We start from the raw sequence: 22,812 nt of genomic DNA, 5'->3' as shown, positions 1-22,812 counted from the left end.
ATCCTTATTTTTTGTTTATTATATCTTTTTATGAATTAAAGCTTTCTATTAGTTCTTCAAGCTCTAAAAATCTTTCTACTTTTGTTTCATAGACACTTTTTACTTCTTCTAATTCTTGTGATACAACAACAATACCTTTTTGTTCATAACATTTTGGATTTGCAAGGCAGTTGTTTATCTCTTCAATTTTATTTTCTAACTCTTCTATCTCATCTGGCAGTTTATCATATTCTACTTGATCTTTGTAGCTTAGTTTATTTTGCTTTTTTGGTTGAGATTTCTTTTTTTCTTCATTTTGACTTGTCTTTTGAAGCTCTTTTTCATACTCTTCTAAATCTTTTATCTCTTTTTCTACTTCAAGATACTCTGTATATGGTTGATAACTCTCTTCAACTAATCCATCAATTCCTCTAAATACAAATAGTTTTGTAGCAATTTTATCTACAAAATATCTATCATGGCTTACAAATATAAGTGCACCTTGAAAATTTTGTAAATACTCTTCTAAGATATTTATTGTAGGAATATCCAAATCATTTGTAGGCTCATCAAGTATCAAACAATCATAATTTTTTGTAAATAAAAGTGCTAAAGCAACTCTGTTTTTTTCTCCACCACTTAATAATCCAATCTTTTTATCAAGATACTCTCTTGGAAATAAAAAGTTTTTCAAGTATCCAAATACATGCATATTTCTTCCATCATCTAAAACAACTCTATCTCCACCATTTGGACAAAAAATATCCATAATTGTTTTTGAATCATCAAGCATTTCTCTGTGCTGGTCAAAATATCCAATAGTAAAATCACCTTTTTTAAATCTACCTTCATCTACTTGTAATTTTTGAGTAAATAGTTTTAGCATTGTTGATTTTCCAGTTCCATTTGGACCAACTATTGCAATAACATCTTTTTGTAAAATTCTTGTAGTAAAATTTTTGATAAGAAGTTTATTTCCTAAAGATTTTTTTATTTTATCTAGTTCAAAAAGCATTTTTCTTTTATTTTTATTTTGTCCTTCTGGCGCATTAAACGCTTTTTGTTCTCTTTGAAGTTCTAAAGACATCTTTTTTATTTGTGCAGGGTTTGATTTTGCCTTTTTCTTCAAATCAAAATATTCTGATTTTCTTCTTTCATTTCTTTTTCTTCTAGCTGTAACGCCTCTTTGCATCCAATGGGCTTCTCTTTTTACAAGTCTTATTAAGTTTTCATGCTCTTTTTGCATGTTTGATAATAACTCTTCTTTTTGAGCTAAATAATCACTATATCCACCATTGAATTTTCTTAGGTTTCCATTTTCTATTTCAACAATATTTGTAGCAATATTATCAATAAAATATCTATCATGAGAGATAAATAGTAAAGTAAAGTTATTCTTCATTAGAAGTGATTCTAAAAATTCTACCATATAAACATCAAGGTGGTTTGTAGGTTCATCTAAAAGTAAAACATCAGGCTTTTTAAGTAGTAAGGTTGCAAGGCTAACTCTTCTTTGTTCTCCTCCACTTAAAAGATTTACATCTTTAAATTCAAACTCTTTTAATTGAAACTCTTTTAAGACTCTTTCAATCATATTGTCCAAATCCCAAGCATTGTGAAAATCTATATAAGTAGCCAGTTTACTTTGCTCCTGTAATAAATCATTGTTTTCATAATCAATTGCAAGTTCTTGTGCAACTTCTTCATATCTTTTTTTTGCTTCGTTTATTTCTGTTAGTTGTTGCTCAATTGCTTCTCTTACTGTAAGCTCTGGTTCAAACTTTGGTTGTTGAGCTAACATCTCTATTTTTATAGATTTGTCAATTGATTTTTCACCAGAATCTACTTCAACCTCACCCATAATAACTTTAAGTAAAGTTGACTTGCCTTGACCATTTTGACCAATTACCGCAATTCTTTGTCCAGGTGTTAAAGTAAAGTTTACATCTTTTAATATTACTTTTGTATCGTATTGTTTAGTTATGTTTTGTAAGTCTATTAGTGCCATTTGATTTTATAAATCCCTTTTAGCCATTTAAAATTTATTGTTTAATAATTAAATAGTATAGCTAAAAGTGAGTTAATATGTGATAATATTCATTCTTTAAAAAATTCACATATTTTTACATCAAAAAGTACTGATAGTTTATGTAGTTGATTTAAGTTAAATCTTTTTTTAATAAATATAAGTAAAGCTACACAAAAGTGTAGCTTTTAATTTTTAGTTTATACGAAAAATTTAGTATCAAGTGTATCAACAAGCTCTTTTACAGAATCAATTGATTTTGCAAATTCAGCTGTTTGTTTTTCATCTAGTTTTAACTCAATTACTTCTTCAACACCATTTTTACCCAATCTTACAGGAACTCCTGCAACGATATTTTCATATCCATATTCACCCTCTAGCATAACTGCACAAGGATATACTTTTTTATTATCAGATAAGATTGCTTCTACCATAAGTGATGTTGAATATGCTGGTGCATAATATGCAGAGCCTGTTTCAAGCAGTTTTACAATTTGAGCACCACCATGTTTAGTTTTGTTTATTATTTTCTCAATTTGTTCTTTATCTAAAATTTTATCTAGTGGTTTTCCCCCAACAGTTGAGTAGTTTGCCAATGGAACCATATCATCACCATGTCCACCCATTACAGATGCATCAATCTCACCTTCACCATATCCTAACTCTTCAAAAATAAAGTGACTCATTCTAGCGCTATCTAAAATACCTGCCATTCCTAAAACTTTATTTTTGTCAAGTTTAGAAGCTTTAAGTGCTGTATAAACCATCGCATCAAGTGGATTTGATACAATAATATAAACAGCATTTGGATTTTGTTCATTTATATCATTTATAACTGATGTCATGATTTTTGCATTTGTTAGAAGTAAATCATCTCTACTCATTCCTGGTTTTCTTGGTATTCCAGCAGTAATAACAATCACATCACAATTTGCAAAATCTTCATTATTATGTGCAAAACCTACTTTTGTTTTTGAATTAGCTGCATTTGCAGATTGTGAAATATCTAAGGCCATTGCCTCAACAATATTTTCTCTTAAGTCTTTAAGAACTATTTCATTACAAAGACTTTTTGAAGCCAAGTTAAAAGCTAAAGTAGCTCCTACATTTCCTACGCCAATGATTCCAACTTTTTTATTATTCAAGTTTTATCCTTTCTTTTATATAGTGTTTTTTTCGTTTGATAAGTATTCATGCGCTAAGTATGAACTTCTTGCATATGGAGTACTATGTACAAAATCAAAACCAAGATCTAAAGCAATTTGTTTATATCTTTCGAACTGTTCTGGTTTTACAAACTCTTTTACTGTTTCATAATCTCCTGATGGAGCTAAATATTGCCCAATACTTAAAAATTTGCATCCAACTTCAAGTAAATCTTTAAATACTTGAACCATCTCTTCTTCTGTTTCACCAAGTCCTACCATCAAAGCACTTTTTGTTTTGATTTTATCTCCACCTAGCTCTTTTAGTCTTTTTAAAACCTGTAAACTTCTTTTGTAAGAAGCATTTTTTCTTACACGGTAAAGTGAGGGTACTGTTTCTACATTGTGTCCAATTATAACAGCGCCACTATCAACAACAGTTTTTAAAGAGTCCTCTTTTGCTTGAAAATCTGGTATTAATATCTCAACTTGTGTACCTGGAGATTTTTCTAAAATATTTTTAGTAACTCTATAAAACTGTTGTGCTCCACCATCTTTTAAATCATCTCTTGCTGGACTTGTAATAACAACAAACTTAAGTCCTAATTTAAGTACAGATTCTGTAACTCCATCAACTTCTGCTAAGTCAACTTCTGTTGGTTTTCCTGTGTGTACATTACAGTATGTACATCTTCTTGTACAGATATTTCCCAATATTAAAAATGTAGCATTCTTTTTAGCATAACACTCACTAATATTTGGACATTTCGCTTCTTGGCAAATTGTATGAAGTCCATGTTTTCCTAGTAGTGCTTCCATCTCTTTTTGAGCTGTTGGAACTAGTTTTTTTCTAAGCCAATCTGGTTTTTTAAAATTTACTTTTTTTGCTACTGTCATTTATTTTCCTCTAATAGTTTTACTAGTTTGTCATTCTCTTTACTTGTTAAAGAAGATTCTTTCAATGTTGCTTCAAAACTCTTTTCAAAAGCTTTGATTACTTTTTCTATGGCTTCTTCAAAGCTAAGATTTATATTAAAATCTTCTAATGTTGAACCAATCTTCTTATCATTATTTACACCTTTTATTGGTATTGAACCATGTTGGAAAATTACTCTTTTTGTTCTTTTTTGAGCATTTCCACCTATTTTAGTTTCATTTACCAAAATATCATAAGCTTCAAATCCAACTTGACAAAACTCACTTTTACTTAGTGTAACATTTGGTGAGTCTTTTGCAAAACAGCTATTTAAACCTAAGTTTTTATAAAATAGCAATAAAAACTGACAAATTTTCTCATAACTTTGTTTTACACTCAAACCTTGAAAATCACTACTTGGTAAGACTAGACTATATGATAAGTCATGTCCATGAAAAAGTACTCCACCACCTGTAATTCTCTTTGCACAGTTGTTTTTATACTCTTTTATATAAGTAGGATAATCTTCACATTTTTGAGATAATCCAACTGTAAAAGATTTTTGCCATGTATAAAGACGTAATATTGGTAGATTATCATTTTCAAATGAATTTACTAGGACTTTATCTATTCCCATGTTAATTTTTGCACTTTCATTAGTAGAAAGAATTAATCTAAAAATTTTATTTTTCTTCATGGCTCACTTTCAAAATTTAAATTTCTCTTTTAAAAATCAAATTTTTTATGTAAAATTATAGCTGTTCTTGAAGGCAAATGCATTAAGCCTTAGGCATTAGAAAAAAAATTTAATTTATGATTAAATTTATAAGCATTTTGCGACATAATAAATACATAATTTAACATTTTATAAGTATTATAACAAAAGAAACTATTCAAAATGGTTACATTCTTATTAAATACTTAAATTTTTTTATTAATATTATAAAAAAAAGAAAATTTTTTTGATATATTACTGTTATGTAACCTTTGTTTCTTATAATGTTTTAATACTTTAAACAAATAACAATTAAATAAGTTAATTATTGTATTATTTTAATATTATTTGCTAGTGAACCCAAATAAAATTTAAAAGGAGTATATATGTCAGATATACAATTAAAAGATATTGACCCTAACGAAACTAAAGAATGGTTAGAGGCACTTGATACAATTATCGAAGAAGATGGGACAGATAGAGCTCACTACTTACTTGAAAAACTTATTGATAAAGCAAGAAGAAGTGGAGGATATCTTCCTTTTAAAGCTACTACTGCATATTTAAATACTATTCCTGTGCATCAAGAACCTAAGATGCCAGCAAATCTATTACTTGAAAGAAAAATTAGATCAATTATTAGATGGAATGCACAAACAATGGTTTTAAGAGCTTCAAAAAAGAACTTAGAACTAGGTGGACATATTGCATCTTTTGCATCTTCTGCAACTTTATATGATGTTGGATTTAACCACTTCTTTAGAGCACCAAGTGAAAAAGATGGTGGAGATTTAATATTTTTCCAAGGACATATTTCTCCTGGTATTTATGCTAGAAGTTTTGTAGAGGGTAGAATTTCAGAAGAACAAATGGATAACTTTAGACAAGAAGTAGATGGAAAAGGGCTTTCATCATATCCACATCCAAAACTAATGCCAGAGTATTGGCAATTTCCTACTGTATCTATGGGACTTGGACCAATACAAGCAATTTATCAAGCTAGATTTTTGAAATACTTAACTGATAGAGGTATTAAAGATTGTAGTAATCAAAAAGTTTATTGTTTTATGGGTGATGGTGAGTGTGATGAGCCTGAATCTTTAGGTGCAATTGGACTTGCTGGACGTGAGGGATTAGATAACTTAATTTTTGTTATAAATTGTAACTTACAAAGACTTGATGGACCTGTAAGAGGTAATGGAAAAATCATTCAAGAGCTTGAAGGTGAATTTAGAGGTGCAAAATGGGAAGTTATTAAAGTTATTTGGGGAAGATACTGGGATCCTTTATTAGAAAAAGATAAATCAGGTAAATTAGTAAAACTTATGAATGAAACTGTTGATGGTGAGTATCAAAACTATAAACAAAAAGGTGGAGCTTACACAAGAGAGAATTTCTTTAATAAGTATGAAGAAACAAAAGATTTAGTTGCAAATATGGGTGATGATGAAATCTGGAGATTAAACAGAGGTGGACACGACCCTGTAAAAGTATATGCAGCTTATAAAAAAGCAAACGAAACAAAAGGAAGACCAACTGTAATATTAGCAAAAACTGTTAAAGGTTATGGTATGGGTGATGCTGCTGAGGGTAAAAATATTGCTCATGGTGTTAAAAAGATTGATTTTGATACATTAAGAAAATTTAGAGATAGATTTGATATTCCTATTTCAGATGAAGAGATAAAAGAGCTTCCTTATTATAAACCAGCTGAAGATAGCGAAGAGATGCAATACTTAAGAGAAAGAAGAGCAGCTCTTGGTGGATATGTTCCTCAAAGAAGAAAAGAGTTTAGTGATAAGTTAACTATTCCAAAACTTGATGCATTTGACGCAATATTAAAAGGAAGTGGTGATAGAGAAGTCTCTACTACTATGGTACTTGTAAGAATTTTAAGTTCACTAGTAAAAGACAAATCAATTGGAAAAAGTATTGTTCCTATTGTTCCAGATGAAGCTAGAACATTTGGTATGGAAGGTATGTTTAGACAAATTGGTATTTATGCTCACGAAGGACAAAAATATGTTCCTCAAGATAGAGATCAAGTAGCATACTACAAAGAAGATAAAAAAGGACAAGTACTTCAAGAAGGTATCAATGAGCTTGGAGCGATGGGTTCATGGGTTGCTGCAGCTACTTCATACTCTGTAAATGATTGTCCAATGATTCCATTTTATGTATATTATTCAATGTTTGGATTCCAAAGAATTGGTGATATGGCATGGGCAGCGGGAGATTTACAAGCAAGAGGTTTCTTAGTTGGTGGAACATCAGGTAGAACTACATTAAATGGTGAGGGATTACAACATCAAGATGGACACTCACATATTTTAGCAAATACTATACCAAATTGTATTTCATATGACCCAACTTATGGTTATGAATTGGCTGTTATAGTACAAAATGGTATTGAAAGAATGTATGGTGAAAAACAAGAAAATGTATTCTATTACTTAACAACACTAAATGAAAACTATAAACAACCTGAACTTCCACAAGGTGTAGAAGAGGGTATTATAAAAGGTATTTATAAATTAGAAGATGTAAAAGCAAAAGAAAACTACAATGTAAAACTACTTGGTTGTGGTTCTATTTTAGAGCAAGTAAGACAAGCTGCACAAATTTTATCTGATGATTATGGAATCTCTTCTGAGGTTTACTCAGTTACTTCATTTAATGAATTAGCAAGAGAAGCACAAGATATTGATAGATACAATACTTTACACCCAGATGAAGAGAAAAAAGTACCATTTATTACTAAAACTTTAGGTGATAATGAAGACAATATCGTTGTTTCTGCGACTGATTATATTAAATTATACTCAGAACAAGTAAGAGCTTATGTAAAAGGAAGCTTTAAAGCATTAGGAACTGATGGATTTGGTAGATCTGATAGTAGAGAGAATTTAAGAGCTCACTTTGAAGTTGATTCAAGATTTATTGTATTTACTACTATTTCTCAATTAGTAGAAAAAGGAATACTTGAAAAATCAGTATTATTAGATACAATTAAAAAATTTAAAATCAATACAGAAAAAGTAAACCCATTAAAAGCATAAGGTGAAGTAATGAGTATAGAAGAAATTAAACTACCAGATGTTGGTGGAGAAGAAGTAGAAGTAATTGAAGTTTGTGTTAGTGCAGGAGATTCAATTGAAGAAGAAGGGGCTATAATTGTTGTAGAAACAGAAAAAGCTTCTATGGATATTCCTGCAAATTTTGGTGGAACTATTGAATCAATTAATGTAAAAGCTGGAGATAAACTTTCTGAGGGTGATTTAGTGTGTACTATGAAAAAAGAAGGTAGTACACAAGATGAACAGCCAAAAGAAGAGGCTAAAGAAGAACCAAAACAAGAAGAAACACAAAAAGAAGAAGAGCCAAAAGAAGAAGAACAAGAAGAGTCTCAAAGTGTTGAAACTTCAAGTGTTGTAGAAGATATAGTTGTTCCTGATTTAGGTGAAGATGGTGAAGTTGATGTAATTGAAATATCTGTTAGTGCAGGTGATGAAGTTGAAGAAGAAGATGGACTTATTACTTTAGAAACAGAAAAAGCAACTATGGATGTTCCAGCACCAGCTAAAGGAAAAATAGTAGAATTAACTGTGAAAGCAGGAGATAAAGTATCTACTGGAACAGTTATTGGTAAAATTGAAAAAACAGTTGAAAAAGCAGTTGCTTCAAAACCTGCTACTAAAAAAGAGACAAAAGAGCCTACAGCAAAAGTAGAAGCTGAAGAAGTAAAAGAAGAATCAAAAGAGCAAAACAGTTCATCTCAAACTCAAGCAGAACCTGTAAAAACAACTGGAAAAGTTTATGCTTCTCCATCTGTTAGAAGAGTTGCAAGAGAGTTTGGTGTTGATTTATCAAAAGTTAGTGGAACAGGAAGAAAAAATAGAATTTTAAAAGAAGATGTAAGACTATTTATCAAATCAGAATTAAGTAAACCATTATCTCAATCTTCTGGAAATGCTGATTCGGGTCTTGGCTTTGATTTACCAAAATTAAAACCAGTTGACTTTTCAAAATTTGGTGAAATTGAAACTGTTGAAATGACTAGAATACAAAAAATATCTGGACCTAGTTTACATAGAAACTGGCTTGGAATTCCTCATATTACACAGTTTGATGAAGCTGATATTTCTGAACTTGAAGAGTTTAGAAAAGCACAAAATGAACTTTTAGCTAAAAAAGAGAATGGTGTTAAGATTTCTCCTCTTGTATTTGCTTTAAAAGCTGTTGCAAAAGCACTAGAATTGCATCCTAATTTTAATTCATCATTAAGTCCTGATGGTCAAAGTATTATTCTTAAAAAGTATATTAATATAGCAGTTGCAGTTGATACACCAAATGGACTTGTAGTTCCTGTACTTAAAGATGTTGATAAAAAAGGAATTGAAGAGTTATCTTTAGAGTTAAAAGAGATTTCTATTAAAGCAAGAGATGGAAAATTAAAAGCACAAGATATGCAAGGTGCTTGTTTTACAATCTCTAGTCTTGGTGGAATTGGAGGAACTGCATTTACTCCAATTATTAATGCACCAGAAGTTGCTATTTTAGGTTTATCAAAATCTGAAATGAAACCAAAATGGGATGGTGAGAAATTTGAGCCAAGATTAATGCTTCCATTATCATTATCATATGACCATAGAGTTATTGATGGTGCAGATGGCGCTAGATTTACAACAACACTATCAAAATTACTAAGTGATATTAGATTATTACTTTTATAATAAATCGAGGTAAATATGAGTAAAGAAGTTAAAGGACAAGTATTAGTAATAGGAGCAGGACCAGCTGGGTACTCTGCTGCTTTTAGAAGTGCTGATTTAGGTTTTGATGTAGTTTTAGTAGAAAAGCACAATACTTTAGGTGGAGTTTGTTTAAATGTTGGATGTATTCCATCAAAAGCACTTTTACATGTAGCTAAAGTTATTGAAGAAGCAGAAGAGATTTCACATCATGGTGTAAATTTTTCAAAACCAAATATTGAGTTAGATAAAGTTGGATCATACAAAGATGGTGTAGTAAAAAAACTAACAGATGGTTTATCTGCTATGGCTAAAATGAGAAAAGTTACGGTTGTTAATGGAACTGCAACTTTTATTGATAAAAATAGTGTATCAGTTAAAAATGGTGATGAAGAGACAATCGTAAAATTTGATAATGCAATTATTGCAGCTGGTTCAAGACCTATTGAACTACCATTTATTCCCCATGAAGATCCAAGAATTTGGGATTCAACTGATGCTTTAAGATTAAAAGAGGTTCCAAAAAAACTACTTATTATGGGTGGTGGAATTATTGGACTTGAAATGGGTACAGTTTATCAAAAATTAGGTTCTTCTATTGATGTTGTTGAAATGCAAGATCAGTTAGTTCCTGTTGCTGATAAAGATGTAATCAAAGCATATACAAAAGCAAACAAAGATAGATTTAATATTATGTTAAATACAAAAGTTGCTAAAGTAGAAGCAAAAGATGATGGAATTCATGTTTCTATGGAAGGTGAGGGTGTTAGTGCTGAACCTATTGTATATGATGCTGTTTTAGTTGCTATTGGAAGAGCTGCAAATGGAAAAATGTTAGGACTTGAAAATGCAGGTGTTAATGTAAATGATTGGGGTATTATTGAAGTTGATAAACAACTAAGAACAAATGTAGATAATATCTTTGCAGTTGGTGATATTGTTGGTCAACCAATGCTTGCACATAAAGGTGTTCATGAAGGTCATGTTGCAGCTGAGGTAATTGCTGGTAAAAAACATTTCTTTGAACCAAAAATGATTCCTTCAATTGCTTATACTTTCCCAGAAATTGCATGGGCAGGATTGACTGAAAAAGAGGCAAAAGAGGCTGGAATTGATTATGAAGTTTCAACTTTCCCTTGGTCTGCTTCTGGTAGAGCATTAGCAAGTGATGTAAGTGAAAATGCTTTTACAAAGCTTATCTTTGATAAAAAAGACAATACTTTAGTTGGTGGAGCAATTGTTGGAGATAATGCTGGTGAGTTATTAGGTGAAATTGGACTTGCACTTGAGATGGATTGTGATGCAGAAGATATCGCTCTTACAATACATGCTCATCCAACACTGCATGAATCTGTTGGTTTAACAGCAGAGATTTATGAGGGAAGTATAACTGATCTTCCAAATGCAAAAGCAAAAAAGAGTAAATAATTTACTCTTTTTTGTAAAATATTTAAAAAAACATAGTTTATACTTATAATTTTAATTTTTTTAAGTTATAATTGTGAACTAAAATTTTAAAAGGAGTAGCTATGAAACCTATTGGTTTTGGAAAAAACTATTTTTCACTGTCATCAATACTTGCTTATGCAGTAGAACAAAGACTTCATGGCATGGCTACAACTTTTAAAAAATATCTTAATATTGAAAAGTTTAGTTTTTCTGATGAAAATGAAGATGAATCAGTCTGCAATGAAGAATTAACACTAATAAACTGCTTTGTTATAAAAAGCAAACCTTGTCATTGTGATTGTGTATTTAGAAAAAAAGCACGTTTAGCTGTTGCACTTTTTAAATTTATTCCAAGATGTCCTTACTATTGTAAGTTCTTTGCGTTTAGAAGAACTGGCGTACACCCACCACAAACTATCTAATTTTTAATTATATAACAAAAAATCATATCAAAATAAAATAATAAAAATATAAGGATAAAGTAATGTCTAAAAATTATGTTATCGGATTTCCAAGAATTGGAGAAAAAAGAGAGCTTAAAAAAGTTTTAGAGAGTTTTTGGTCAGGTGAAGTTGACTTTGGTGAAGTTAAATATGTAGCAAATGAGTTAAAAAAGAGGCATTGGGCATATCAAAAAAGTGCAAAAGTTGAGTATATCTCATCAAATGATTTTTCATATTATGATAATATGCTTGATACTACAATCTTACTTGGAGCAATTCCACAAAGATTTGAAAACTTAGAAGATGAAGAGTTATATTTTGCAATGGCAAGGGGTAATAAAGAAGCTGTTGCAATGGAAATGACAAAGTGGTTTAATACAAATTATCACTATATCGTTCCAGAAATTTCAAAAAATACAAAGTTTAAATTAAATAGTAAAAAAGTAATTACTGAGTTTAAAGAAGCAAAAGATTTTGCAGTAAAAACAAAGATAAATTTAGTAGGACCTATTACATTTTTAGGGCTTTCAAAATCAGTTGATAATAGTGATACTTTTTTACATATAAATAGTGTAGTTGAGCAGTATTGCAAACTTTTAGAAGAGCTTAGTTTACTTGATGAAGAGATAATAGTTCAGTTTGATGAACCTTTATTTGTAAAGGATTTAGATTCAAAGGTATTATCTTTAATAAAACCTGTGTATGACAAGCTTGCAAAAGTTTCATCAAATATAAAAGTAGTAGTTGCAACATATTTTGAACACTCAAATGAAGCAACAAAAATTTTAGTAAATAGTCCAATCTGGGCACTTGCACTTGATTTTGTATATGGAAGTAAAAACTTTGAAGTCTTAGAAGAAATTGAAGCTTCAAATAAAGTTTTAATTGCTGGTGTTGTTGATGGAAGAAATGTATGGAAAAGTGATATTTCAAAAAAAGTTGAACTTTTAGATGAAATAGCTAAAAAAGTTTCAAAAAGTAAGATTTTAGTATCTACTTCTTGCTCACTTTTACATGTGCCTTTTACTTTAGAGTACGAAACAGCACTTGATAGTGATATAAAATCTTGGCTTAGTTTTGCAAAAGAGAAACTTCTTGAATTAAAACTTATCTCTAAACTATTTTTTAATGAAGAGTTGAGTTTAGAAGATAAATCACAATTAAAAAGAAACCAAGAAGATAATGAAAGTAGAAAAGATTCTACAAAAATTCATAATAAAAAAGTTCAAGAAGAGTTATCAAAACTAAAAATAAATGAGAGAAAAGAAGCCTTTGAAGATAGAATAAAAGCACAAAGAGAGTTTTTTAAATATGAAGATTTGGCAACTACAACAATTGGCTCTTTTCCTCAAACACAAGAAATTAGGAAAAATAGAAGAGAGTATAAAAACAGTCTTATTTCAAAAGAGCAGTATGAGCTTCAAATAAAAGAGTATATTGATGATTGTATAGCTTTTCAAGAAAGTATAGGACTTGATGTATTAGTTCATGGTGAACCAGAAAGAAATGATATGGTTGAGTATTTTGGAGAGTTACTTGATGGATTTGCTTTTACTAAAAATGCATGGGTTCAATCTTATGGAAGTAGATGCGTTAAACCACCATTGATTTTCGGTGATGTTACAAGAGAAAATCCAATGACAGTAGAGTGGATTAAATACGCACAAAGCAGAACTAAAAAGATAGTAAAAGGTATGTTAACAGGTCCTGTAACAATTTTAAATTGGTCTTTTGTAAGAGATGACAAACCAAGAAATGAAGTTGCACGTCAAATAGCTTTAGCAATTGCAAAAGAGGTTGATGACTTACAAAATGCTGGTATAAAGATGATTCAAGTTGATGAGGCTGCATTTAAAGAGGGCTATCCTTTAAGAGATGAAAATATTAGTAAGTATGAAAAATGGGCAGTTGAAAACTTTAGATTAAGTGTTAGTAAGGCTAAAATAGATACTCAAATTCATACTCATATGTGTTATAGTGAGTTTAATGATATCATTAAAACTATTGAAGCTATGGATGCAGATGTAATCTCTATTGAAACAGCAAGAAGTGGAAATGAATTACTGAAAATATTTAAGAAAGTAGGATACAAACAAGAAGTTGGTCCTGGTGTTTATGATATTCATAGTCCAAGAGTTCCAAGTGTAGAAGAGATGGTTGAGCAAATAAAAGCTTTACTTGAAGTTTTACCAAAAGAGCAATTATGGATAAATCCAGATTGTGGCTTAAAAACTAGAAAATGGCCAGAGGTAAAACAAAGTTTAGAGAATATGGTAAAGGCTGTAAAACAAGTAAGAGATGAAAAATAACAAAAAGGGGATATTTTTATATCCTCTTTTTTAGATTATTTTATACTTTGTAATCAATTAGTAGCTAAAGTTTACTATGCTTCCAACCTTTTAAAAAATTATTTTTTAACTTATTGTTTTGTTTTATAAAAAATATTATAATAAAGTGAAATTGTTATGGCAAAGGATGAGTATGGGAAGACGGGGACTTAAAACTAAAGTATTAGCGATTGTATCAATTTGTATTATAGTTGCTTTTACTTTTTTGGCATATGATAGTGCAAGTAGTGAGTATAATTCACAATATGATAGTATTAAACAAAGAGAGTTGCAATTAGCTTCTGATAGTTCAAAATATATTCAGAGTTTTTTTCAAGCAAAAGTTGATATTGTAAATGCATTAGCGCAAGAATTACCTTCTTCTAATATTTCTCATGAAAATAAAGAAGTTATTGATAAATTAAATTTAGCAATAAAAGCTGGTAAGTTTTATGATGTGTATTTAGGGATGAAAACTGATGGTAGATTAATACAATCAGATGGAACAATTTTAAGTATTGAAAAAGATGATTATGACTCACGAACAAGACCTTGGTATAAACAAGCTGTTAAAGACAAAAAAGCAGGAATTTCTAAACCATATATTGATGTAACAACAAAAAAATTAGTTGTTACTGTTTATACACCATTTATCAAAAATGGAGAAGTTCTTGGTGTAATAGGTTCTGATATTTTCATAGATACAATTGTTGAATCAGTATTAAATATAAAATTAAAAAATACAGGTTTTGGTTATTTAGTTCATGATGATGGTACATTATTAATTCATAAAAATAAAGATTTAGTAAATAAACAAAGTGAAGTTTTCAAACAGATAAAAAAAGAGGGTGAAAAAACTGCTTTTTATGAAGCTACTTTAAAAAATAGAGATTTATTAGCTGCATATAGTAGTATTGAATCAACTGGTTGGAATTTTGTAATACAGTTAGACAAAGATGAAATTTTTGATGAGATAATTTCAAGTATTATAAAAGAGATTATTTTGTATGTAATTTTACTTGCAATTATTTTATCTATTTTGTTATTTACACTAATTAAGCTACTTTCTCCTTTACAAACCTTAGAAGATGGCTTGAATTTCTTTTTTAAATACTTAAAAGGTGAAGAAAAAGAGATAAAAGTTTTAGATATAAAAAGTAATGATGAGTTTGAAAGTATGGCTTCTACACTAAATGAAGAGATGAATCAAGTTGCAAAAAGTTTTGAAGAAGATAAAATACTTATTGAAGAAGTAAAAACTGTTGTAAATCACATCAATAAAGGTAAGCTTGATGTATTAGTAAAAAAATCTACATCAAATAAATCTTTAAATGAGTTAAAAGATATTTTAAATGAAATGATAAAAACTATTAACGCAAATGTAAATAGTGACATCAATCCAATTTTAAATGTTTTAGAAGAGTACTCAAAACTTAACTTTGTAAATATGATAAAAAATCCTGATGGAAAAGTATCTAAAGGATTGAACAATTTATGTGAAATCATAAATGAAATGTTAAGAGAGAATAAAGACAATGGTCAAAATCTAGAAAAAAGTTCAAAAACACTGCTTTATAATGTAGATATACTAAATAAAGCCTCAAATGATACAGCAGTTTCACTTGAAGAAACAGCAGCCGCAGTTGAAGAGATTACAAGTACAATTATCAATAACACAAATAGAATAGGGGATATGTCAGAACACTCAAATGATTTACTTAATTCTATTAATCAAGGTAATAAATTAGCAAACTCAACTGCTAAATCAATGGATGATATCAATGAACAAACACAATCAATTGCAGAAGCAATTACAGTTATTGATCAAATAGCATTTCAAACTAATATTCTTTCACTTAATGCTGCAGTTGAAGCAGCAACAGCAGGTGAAAGTGGAAAAGGTTTTGCAGTTGTTGCAGGTGAAGTAAGAAACCTTGCAAGTAGAAGTGCAGAAGCAGCTAATCAAATTAAATCAATAGTTGAAAATGCAACGCAAAAAGCAAATGAAGGTAAGGCTATCTCTTCTGAAATGATAGAGGGATATAAATCTTTAAATGAGAATATAAATAAAACTACAGAAGCCATTAAAGATATTTCTGATGCTTCAAAAGAGCAAAAAATTAGTATTGAGCAGATTAATGATGTAATTACTAGACTTGATCAACAAACACAAAAAAATGCTTCTGTTGCTAGTGAAACTCATAATATTGCAGTAAATACAGCTACAATTGCTAGTGAAATTTTAAGTGCTGTTAATGAGAAAAAATTTAAGGAGTAATCTATTGAATAAAGAAGAGGTTTCTCTTCTTTATTTTTTTAGTTGAACTTTTTATCTTGAAGATTTAATACTATCTCTTTTGAAATATTATCATTGTTTGTTGCTATCTCTTTTGTTTGTGCTGCGATTGATGCATTTTTTTGAGTTTGCTTATCTAAAAGATTAATTGCATCATTGATTTGAGAGATACTATTTTCTTGCTCTTGTGAAGCAGTTGCGATATCTTTTATTGTTTTAGTTGTCTTATCAATATTTTCTAATAATTTTTCATATCCCTCAATCATCTTATCACTTGTTTGTTTTCCTGTAGTTGCTTTTAATGTTGCATTCTCAACTATATTTTTTATCTCTTTAGCAGCTTGTGCACTTCTGTTTGCAAGGTTTCTAACTTCAGCTGCAACAACAGCAAAGCCTTTTCCACTTTCACCTGCTGTTGCTGCTTCAACTGCTGCATTAAGTGAAAGAATATTAGTTTGAAATGCTATTTGATCAATAACTGAAATTGCTGTATTTATTGTACTTACTTGCTCTTCAATTTGTGTCATTGAAATAGATGTATCTTTTGCTAAGCTTTGACCCTCTTTTGCTGAGCTATCAACTTGTAAAGATAGTTGTGTCATATTTACTACATTGTTTGAGTTACTTTTTACACTTTGTGTAATCTCATCTAATGATGCTGAAGTTTGTTCAAGTGAAGCTGCTGCTTCATTTGAACTAATATTTAACTCATTTACATTTTCTATAAGTAAACTTGATGATTTATCTAGTGTTTTACCCACTTGCAATGACTGTTTTAATAAGTTTGATATTATATCACCAAGTTCATTTATAGCAATAGAAACTTTCTCTTTTGCGTTTGGAAATCTTACTGTAAAATCATGCTCTTTGTAGCTTTTTAGAACATTTAAAAGTAAAGGAATATCTCTTGCAACATTTATCTCTAATTCTGTTTGCATTTTTGTTAATATATTTTTTAGCTCTTGCAATGAGTCTGTAGTTGTATTTGCTTCAATCTTAGAACAAAGGTTACCCTCTCCCATCTCTTTAGCAAATCTTGCTATATCTTTTACAAAAAGTTCATCTTGTTTTATAGATTTTTCAGTTTTTTGAATATTGTGATTTATGATTTTTGCCATTTGCCCTAACTCATCTTTTGAATTAAGATCAATTAAGTTTGTATTAGGCTTTTGTTTATTTATAAAGCTAAAGAAATCTTCTAAGCCATTTTGTACTTTTTGAACTGATTTTATTAATTGACTTGAAATCAAATATGCAATTAAAATACCTAAAAATAAAGCAATAACTAAAATAGTAATCATTGTATATGAAAAACTACTTGCTACTTCTCTTGCCTTTGGAGTTGCGATTTGGTTTTTATTTTCTTGATAATCAATAAACTCATTAATTACTTTAAGCCAGTTTGTAAAATTGTCTTTTGCTTCAAAAAGAAGTATATCTTTTGCTTTTTGATTATCACCTTCTTGTTTTGATTTTATTATTTTATCAACTAATGGAAGAGTAGATTTTTCTATATTTTTTATTTTTGAAAGAATTATTTTTTCTTCAGAATCTACATTTAGTCCTTCTTGAAATATCTTATCTAATGGTTTTGCAGATTTTATATAAAATTTCTCTAATCTTTTTATATCTTCAAGTGATTTTTTAAATAATAAATCTTGACTATTTTGTGCTAAAACTAAATCTCTTATTGCAATAGCTCTATCATGAACACTACCTCTGAAGTTTATAGCATATCTTTGTTTTACTGAATTTACTTCAACTACTTCATTAAGTGTTTCATCAATAAATTTAACTTTTATTATTCCAATTGAAGAAATCAAAATAATAATCAAAAGCATAAAAGCAAATCCTGTGTATAGTTTTTTAGAAATAGTAATATCTTTAAACATAATTTCTCCTATAATTTAAAAATTTTCTAAAGAAAATTTTTTTCCTTTATGGTATATGAATTATACTTAAAAGATATATAAAAAATTAATCTATATTTGACTTGGAAGTTTTATTTGATAAACTTAATAGATGTTTATTTTAGTTATTTTTCTTTATTTATTTGTGAGTCATCATATGGATCCATATGAATATTTATAAGCCAATCTCTTTTTTCATCAAGTTTTTTTATTTGTTCTTCAATTTTATCAGAAGCTCTATGTGCATCCATAAGAGTAATTAAACAATCAAATACTAAATGTACTTCAACAAAGGTTTGACTGCCTGCTTCTCTTGTTTTTAATAAATGATACGTATTTACTTTTTGAGTTGTTCTGATTATATTTTCTATGCCTTTTACTATTTCATCATCAACTGCTCTATCAAGAAGTATTAAAACTCCATCTTTTATCAGTTCAAAAGCTGAGTATATAATAAAAAGTGCTATACATCCACCAACAATAGCATCAACTATTTCATAGCCTGTAAGATTTACTAAAACCAGTGATACTAATACAGCAACATTTGTATATACATCAGTTTTATAGTGTAATGCATCTGCTTTTATTACCATATTGTTTGTTTTTTTTGCTACAAAATTTAAATATAGAACCAATGATATTGTAATTATAAGTGAAATAATCATAACAGTTAGTGATATATTTAAATATTGTGAGATTTCATTTGTGTAGGCTTTTTTTATTGCTTGATAAAGCAAGAATATACCAGATAAGGTGATAATTGTACCCTCAATTACAGAAGCTAAGGCTTCTATTTTTCCTCTTCCATAATTAAATGTTTTATCAGCAGGTTTTTCAGCATTTGAAATAGCAAAATAATTAAATATTGATACAAACATATCTAAAACAGAATCAACAGCTGAAGCTAAAACAGCAACTGAACCACTTGCAATACCAATAATTAGTTTGATTAGTGTTAAAAGAGCAGCTACGCTTGAAGATATAAGCGTAGCCTTTTTTTGAAGAGTCATCTTAATATTTTTCGATAAATTTTTTGATTCTTTTTATACCTTTTTCTATACTTTCTAAATCAGTAGCAAAAGAGAATCTAAAGTATCCCTCGGCTCCAAAAGCAACTCCTGGAACTACTGCAACACCTTCTTCTTCAAGAAGTTGTTCACAAAATTTTATAGAATTATCTGTTACTTCTTTGATATTAACAAATAGATAAAATGAACCTTTAGGTACAACACATGATACACCTTTTATTGCATTAAAAGCTTTTACTGCAATATCTCTTCTTTCTTCAAATTTGTCTCTCATTGTAGCAATACTTTTATCAGCTTTACCCTCAAGTGCAGGAATAGCTGCGTATTGTGTCATAGTATTAACATTTGATGTTACTTGACCTTGAAATTTTATCATTGCTTTAACTATTTTTATTTTAGGTGTTGCAATATATCCAAATCTCCATCCAGTCATAGCAACAGCTTTACTTAGTCCATTTATTGTAACTGTTCTTTCAAACATATCTTCACTTACTTGTGCAGCAGCAGTAAACTCACTACCATCATAAATGATTTTTTCATACATTTCATCTGATAATACAATTATATCAGTTCCCTTAAGTACTTTTCCTATCTCTTCTAACTCTTTTTTAGAATAAACAGCACCAGTTGGGTTTGATGGTGAATTTAAAAGTAATGCTTTTGTTTTTGGCGTAATTGCTTTTTTTAATTGCTCAGCAGTAATTTTAAATTTTGTTGAATCATCAGTTTCAATAAATACAGGAACTCCATCAGAAAATTTAACTTGTTCTGGATAAGTTACCCAACAAGGAGCTGGAATAATTACTTCATCACCTTTGTTAATTAGTGATTGAAAAAGATTAAATAGTGAATGCTTCGCTCCATTACTAATAACAATATGCTCTAATTTATACTCAAGACCATGGTCTCTTTTTAGCTTGTTTATTATTGCTTGTTTAGTCTCTGTGATACCCTCAACAGACGTGTATTTCGTCTTTCCATCATTTATAGCTTTTATAGCAGCTTTTTTAATAATATCTGGAGTATCAAAATCAGGTTCCCCTGCACTAAAACTTAAAATGTCTCTACCTTGTGCTTTTAGTTCTCTCCCTAAAGCAGTAATAGCCATTGTAACTGACGGAGATAATTTCTCCATTCTCTGGGCAATTTTCATTAGCTTTTTTCCTCTAAATAATTTTCATTATGTTAATATTATACGGGTAATATAATAAAAAAGATTTTATCGAATACTAGCTTAAGGAAGCGTTTGGAATTTAAAATTAAAGTTAACAATAAGCCAATAACAGTTAAATTAGAAAAAAGAGTTGGCATGAAACACTGTTATTTACGAATTTTAAGTAGTGAAGTGTTACAAATTAGAGCAAATAGATACTTTAGCATAGATGATGCAAAAAATCTAATAGAAAAAAAGTTAAATTGGATAGAAAAAAATATTGAAAGATTATCTTTAAATAGGCTAGATGAAGATGAATTTTATTACTTAGGAGTAAAACATAAAAATCTTGATAGTAGAGATTTAAATAGTTTTTATAAAGAAGAAGCAAAAAGATTAATTCCACCTATTGTTGAAAAGTATTCAAATGAAATGAATCTTTTCCCTACATTGATTAAATATAGAAAAAATAAGAGAACATGGGGCTCATGCAATTATAAAAACGAAATTAATTTCAATATATTACTTGTGAAATTTCCCCTTGAAGTAATAGAGTATATAGTAATTCATGAATTAGCACATATTAAACATAAAAATCATTCTAGAAATTTTTGGGATTTTGTGAAAGTTTATTGTGAAGATTATAAAAGAAGAGAAGAGTTACTTAAGAGCTTTTTATAAGCTCTCTAATCTCTTCAAATATTCTATGAAGTTTTGGGTCTTTTATGCTGTTTCTAAATATACCATAAGACCTTTCATCATACTTTTCATATACAATATTTTCTTCTTGTTTTTTTTCTCTTTTATTTGTTACAAAAAATTTTATATCATTAATATTGGTCATATGCGCACTACTTAATAGTGAATTTATTAAAGCTTTGTTATACTCGAATTCCATTTTATAAACAGGATGAGTTAATACAAAGTATAAGGTTTCATTTTTTATGTAAGTAAACTTTATACCCTTTTTTAGTTTCAAAGGTAATACACTAATTAACCTTTGCATAGCTTCATTGGTATTGATTTTCCTGAATTCAGGATTTTGTTTAAGATGATTAAGAATTGTAGAAACTTTTTTCATATTGCTATTATAGCAGTTTTTTTATTAGCTTTAAATGGATGCGGATATAAAGCCAATCCCGTTTATGATGATAATAAAATAGAAGCTAAAAAATAATGCAAGTATATGACTATTTAATTATAGGTTCTGGTGTTGCTGGATTAAATGCAGCAAGGTTAATTCCAAAAGATAAAAAAGTATTACTAGTATGTAAAAAATCCCCTTGGGATTGTAATACTTTTTGGGCTCAAGGTGGAGTAGCCACAGCCGTTGATGATAAAGATATCCCCCTTCATATCAAAGATACTTTAACAGCAGGTGTTAATTATAATGATAAAAATGCTGTTGAAATACTTAGTAAGAACTCATTGAGCGCAATACATGATTTAATTGATGCTGGTTTGAAGTTTGACTTAAATTCTAAAGGAGAGTTAGCTTTTACTAAAGAAGCAGCTCACTCTAGAAGTAGAATTTTACATGCAGATGGTGATGCTACTGGTAGAATGATACATATGTTTTTAATTGAGCAGTTTGCTCATGAAATACTAACAGAAGCTGTTGTTTCTGATTTATTAATAGAAAATGATGTCTGTTATGGGGCACAATTTTTTATAAATGAAACAGAAGAGAAAGTTGTATATGCACACAATACAATCATTGCAAGTGGTGGTGTTGGTTCTTTGTATAAATATCATACTAACTCAACTACAATTGCAGGAGAAGTACAAGGTATTTGTTTAGAAAAAGGTATACAATTAAAAGATATGGAAATGATACAGTTTCATCCAACTGTTGTAAAAGGTACACATTTTGCTAGAAAGCCACTTTTAAGTGAAGCTTTAAGAGGAGAGGGTGCACATATTGTAGATGAAGATGGAAAAAGATTCGTCTTTGATTATCATGAAGATGGTGAGCTAGCTCCAAGAGATGTAGTTAGCCGTGCTATATTTGATTATGCTAAAAAAAATAGAAAAAAAGTATTTTTATCATTTGAAAACTTTGAAAAAGAGTTCTTTATAAAAAGATTTCCAAACATTTATGCAAACTTAAAAGACATAGGTTTTGAGTTACCTTTTGAAAGAGTTCCAATTTCACCTGCTTTTCATTATACTATGGGCGGAATTCCTACTGATTCAAATGCAAAAATAACTAACATGAAAAACCTTTATGTAGTAGGTGAAGCAGCTTGTACAGGAGTTCATGGAGCAAATAGACTTGCTTCAAACTCTTTATTGGAGGGTATTGTATTTTCAAAAATTGCCGTTGAACACAGTTTGAAAAATAATTTTAAAATATCATATAAAGATTATAATAAAAAGATATTATCTTACACAAGAAATAATCAAATTGATAAAGATATTAAAAATTCACTAAGAAAACTTATGTGGGAAAATGCTGCAATTGTAAGAAAACAGAGTAATTTAGAATATGCTTTAAGTGAAGTTCAAAAGTTTTTACAACAAGATGTTGGAAGACTTTTAAGATTGAGGTTATTAACTGCACAATCAATACTTCAAGCAGCTGTGAATAGAAAAGAGTCTTTAGGGGCTCACTTTTTAGAAGAAGATAAATAATAAGTTTATAATAAAACTATAAAATTAAATTATATAACAT

Annotated in this window: 16 protein-coding genes; 8 read left to right on the top strand and 8 right to left on the bottom strand. The window is 29.1% G+C overall.

The genetic code is table 11. The features are described from left to right. Window positions 1-28: 28 nt before the first annotated feature. The 4 genes from abc-f to ACAN_RS08850 all read right to left on the bottom strand — a co-directional run bounded on the left by abc-f (window position 29) and on the right by ACAN_RS08850 (window position 4,763). Entirely contained in the window at window positions 29-1,987 is a 1,959-nt protein-coding gene (gene abc-f, locus ACAN_RS08865) for a ribosomal protection-like ABC-F family protein (protein ID WP_099333489.1), read from the bottom strand. A 218-nt stretch (window positions 1,988-2,205) separates the two neighbouring features. Further along, window positions 2,206-3,150, bottom strand: coding sequence for a malate dehydrogenase (gene mdh / locus ACAN_RS08860; RefSeq protein ID WP_099333488.1), 945 nt, complete (start codon window positions 3,148-3,150; stop codon window positions 2,206-2,208). A gap of 15 nt (window positions 3,151-3,165) precedes the next feature. Beyond that, window positions 3,166-4,047, bottom strand: coding sequence for a lipoyl synthase (gene lipA, locus ACAN_RS08855; protein WP_079577501.1), 882 nt, complete (start codon window positions 4,045-4,047; stop codon window positions 3,166-3,168). Then, a complete protein-coding gene (locus tag ACAN_RS08850; RefSeq protein ID WP_099333487.1) occupies window positions 4,044-4,763 on the bottom strand; it encodes a lipoate--protein ligase family protein in 720 nt (239 codons plus the stop codon). Before ACAN_RS08850 ends, lipA begins: the two co-directional genes overlap by 4 nt. 404 nt (window positions 4,764-5,167) lie before the next feature. On the opposite strand from ACAN_RS08850, the gene aceE reads away from it, so the two are divergent. From aceE to ACAN_RS08820, 6 genes are all read left to right on the top strand, one after another. Beyond that, window positions 5,168-7,840 carry a pyruvate dehydrogenase (acetyl-transferring), homodimeric type gene (aceE, locus tag ACAN_RS08845; RefSeq protein WP_099333486.1) on the top strand — a complete coding sequence of 891 codons (2,673 nt, stop codon included), beginning with the start codon at window positions 5,168-5,170 and terminating at the stop codon, window positions 7,838-7,840. A gap of 9 nt (window positions 7,841-7,849) precedes the next feature. After that, window positions 7,850-9,514: a dihydrolipoyllysine-residue acetyltransferase gene (gene aceF / locus ACAN_RS08840; protein ID WP_099333485.1), complete on the top strand. Its 1,665-nt coding sequence runs from the start codon at window positions 7,850-7,852 to the stop codon at window positions 9,512-9,514. Window positions 9,515-9,529: 15 nt separating this feature from the next. Continuing rightward, a complete protein-coding gene (gene lpdA / locus ACAN_RS08835; RefSeq protein WP_079577505.1) occupies window positions 9,530-10,960 on the top strand; it encodes a dihydrolipoyl dehydrogenase in 1,431 nt (476 codons plus the stop codon). 101 nt (window positions 10,961-11,061) lie between these two features. Beyond that, window positions 11,062-11,403 (top strand): hypothetical protein, encoded by a 342-nt coding sequence (locus ACAN_RS08830; RefSeq protein ID WP_079577506.1) that lies wholly within the window; start codon window positions 11,062-11,064, stop codon window positions 11,401-11,403. A 62-nt stretch (window positions 11,404-11,465) separates the two neighbouring features. After that, window positions 11,466-13,733: a 5-methyltetrahydropteroyltriglutamate--homocysteine S-methyltransferase gene (gene metE, locus ACAN_RS08825; RefSeq protein WP_099333484.1), complete on the top strand. Its 2,268-nt coding sequence runs from the start codon at window positions 11,466-11,468 to the stop codon at window positions 13,731-13,733. A 172-nt stretch (window positions 13,734-13,905) separates the two neighbouring features. Then, window positions 13,906-16,029 carry a methyl-accepting chemotaxis protein gene (locus tag ACAN_RS08820; RefSeq protein WP_099333483.1) on the top strand — a complete coding sequence of 708 codons (2,124 nt, stop codon included), beginning with the start codon at window positions 13,906-13,908 and terminating at the stop codon, window positions 16,027-16,029. Window positions 16,030-16,067: 38 nt separating this feature from the next. Here ACAN_RS08820 and ACAN_RS08815 read toward each other — a convergent pair whose 3' ends face one another. From ACAN_RS08815 to ACAN_RS08805, 3 genes are all read right to left on the bottom strand, one after another. Then, window positions 16,068-17,939 carry a methyl-accepting chemotaxis protein gene (locus tag ACAN_RS08815; protein ID WP_099333482.1) on the bottom strand — a complete coding sequence of 624 codons (1,872 nt, stop codon included), beginning with the start codon at window positions 17,937-17,939 and terminating at the stop codon, window positions 16,068-16,070. A 143-nt stretch (window positions 17,940-18,082) separates the two neighbouring features. Next, window positions 18,083-18,967: a cation diffusion facilitator family transporter gene (locus tag ACAN_RS08810; protein ID WP_099333481.1), complete on the bottom strand. Its 885-nt coding sequence runs from the start codon at window positions 18,965-18,967 to the stop codon at window positions 18,083-18,085. A 1-nt stretch (window position 18,968) separates the two neighbouring features. Then, window positions 18,969-20,138, bottom strand: a complete 1,170-nt coding sequence (locus ACAN_RS08805; protein WP_099333480.1) for a pyridoxal phosphate-dependent aminotransferase — start codon at window positions 20,136-20,138, stop codon at window positions 18,969-18,971. Window positions 20,139-20,231: 93 nt separating this feature from the next. On the opposite strand from ACAN_RS08805, the gene ACAN_RS08800 reads away from it, so the two are divergent. Then, the gene (locus tag ACAN_RS08800) at window positions 20,232-20,819 is read left to right on the top strand and encodes a M48 family metallopeptidase (protein WP_079577512.1); all 588 of its coding nucleotides are present in this window, start codon (window positions 20,232-20,234) and stop codon (window positions 20,817-20,819) included. Here the strand turns inward: ACAN_RS08800 and ACAN_RS08795 are convergent. After that, a complete protein-coding gene (locus ACAN_RS08795) occupies window positions 20,803-21,219 on the bottom strand; it encodes a DciA family protein (protein WP_099333479.1) in 417 nt (138 codons plus the stop codon). The genes ACAN_RS08800 and ACAN_RS08795 overlap by 17 nt on opposite strands. Before the next feature lie 95 nt (window positions 21,220-21,314). Here ACAN_RS08795 and nadB point away from each other — a divergent pair, with 95 nt between their 5' ends. Next, window positions 21,315-22,772, top strand: coding sequence for an L-aspartate oxidase (gene nadB, locus ACAN_RS08790; RefSeq protein WP_079577514.1), 1,458 nt, complete (start codon window positions 21,315-21,317; stop codon window positions 22,770-22,772). Window positions 22,773-22,812: the final 40 nt, after the last annotated feature.

Source organism: Malaciobacter canalis, from assembly GCF_008000835.1.
GTDB lineage: Bacteria > Campylobacterota > Campylobacteria > Campylobacterales > Arcobacteraceae > Malaciobacter > Malaciobacter canalis.
Note: the sequence above shows the minus strand (reverse complement) of the source record. Positions and strands in the feature narration are given on the sequence as shown.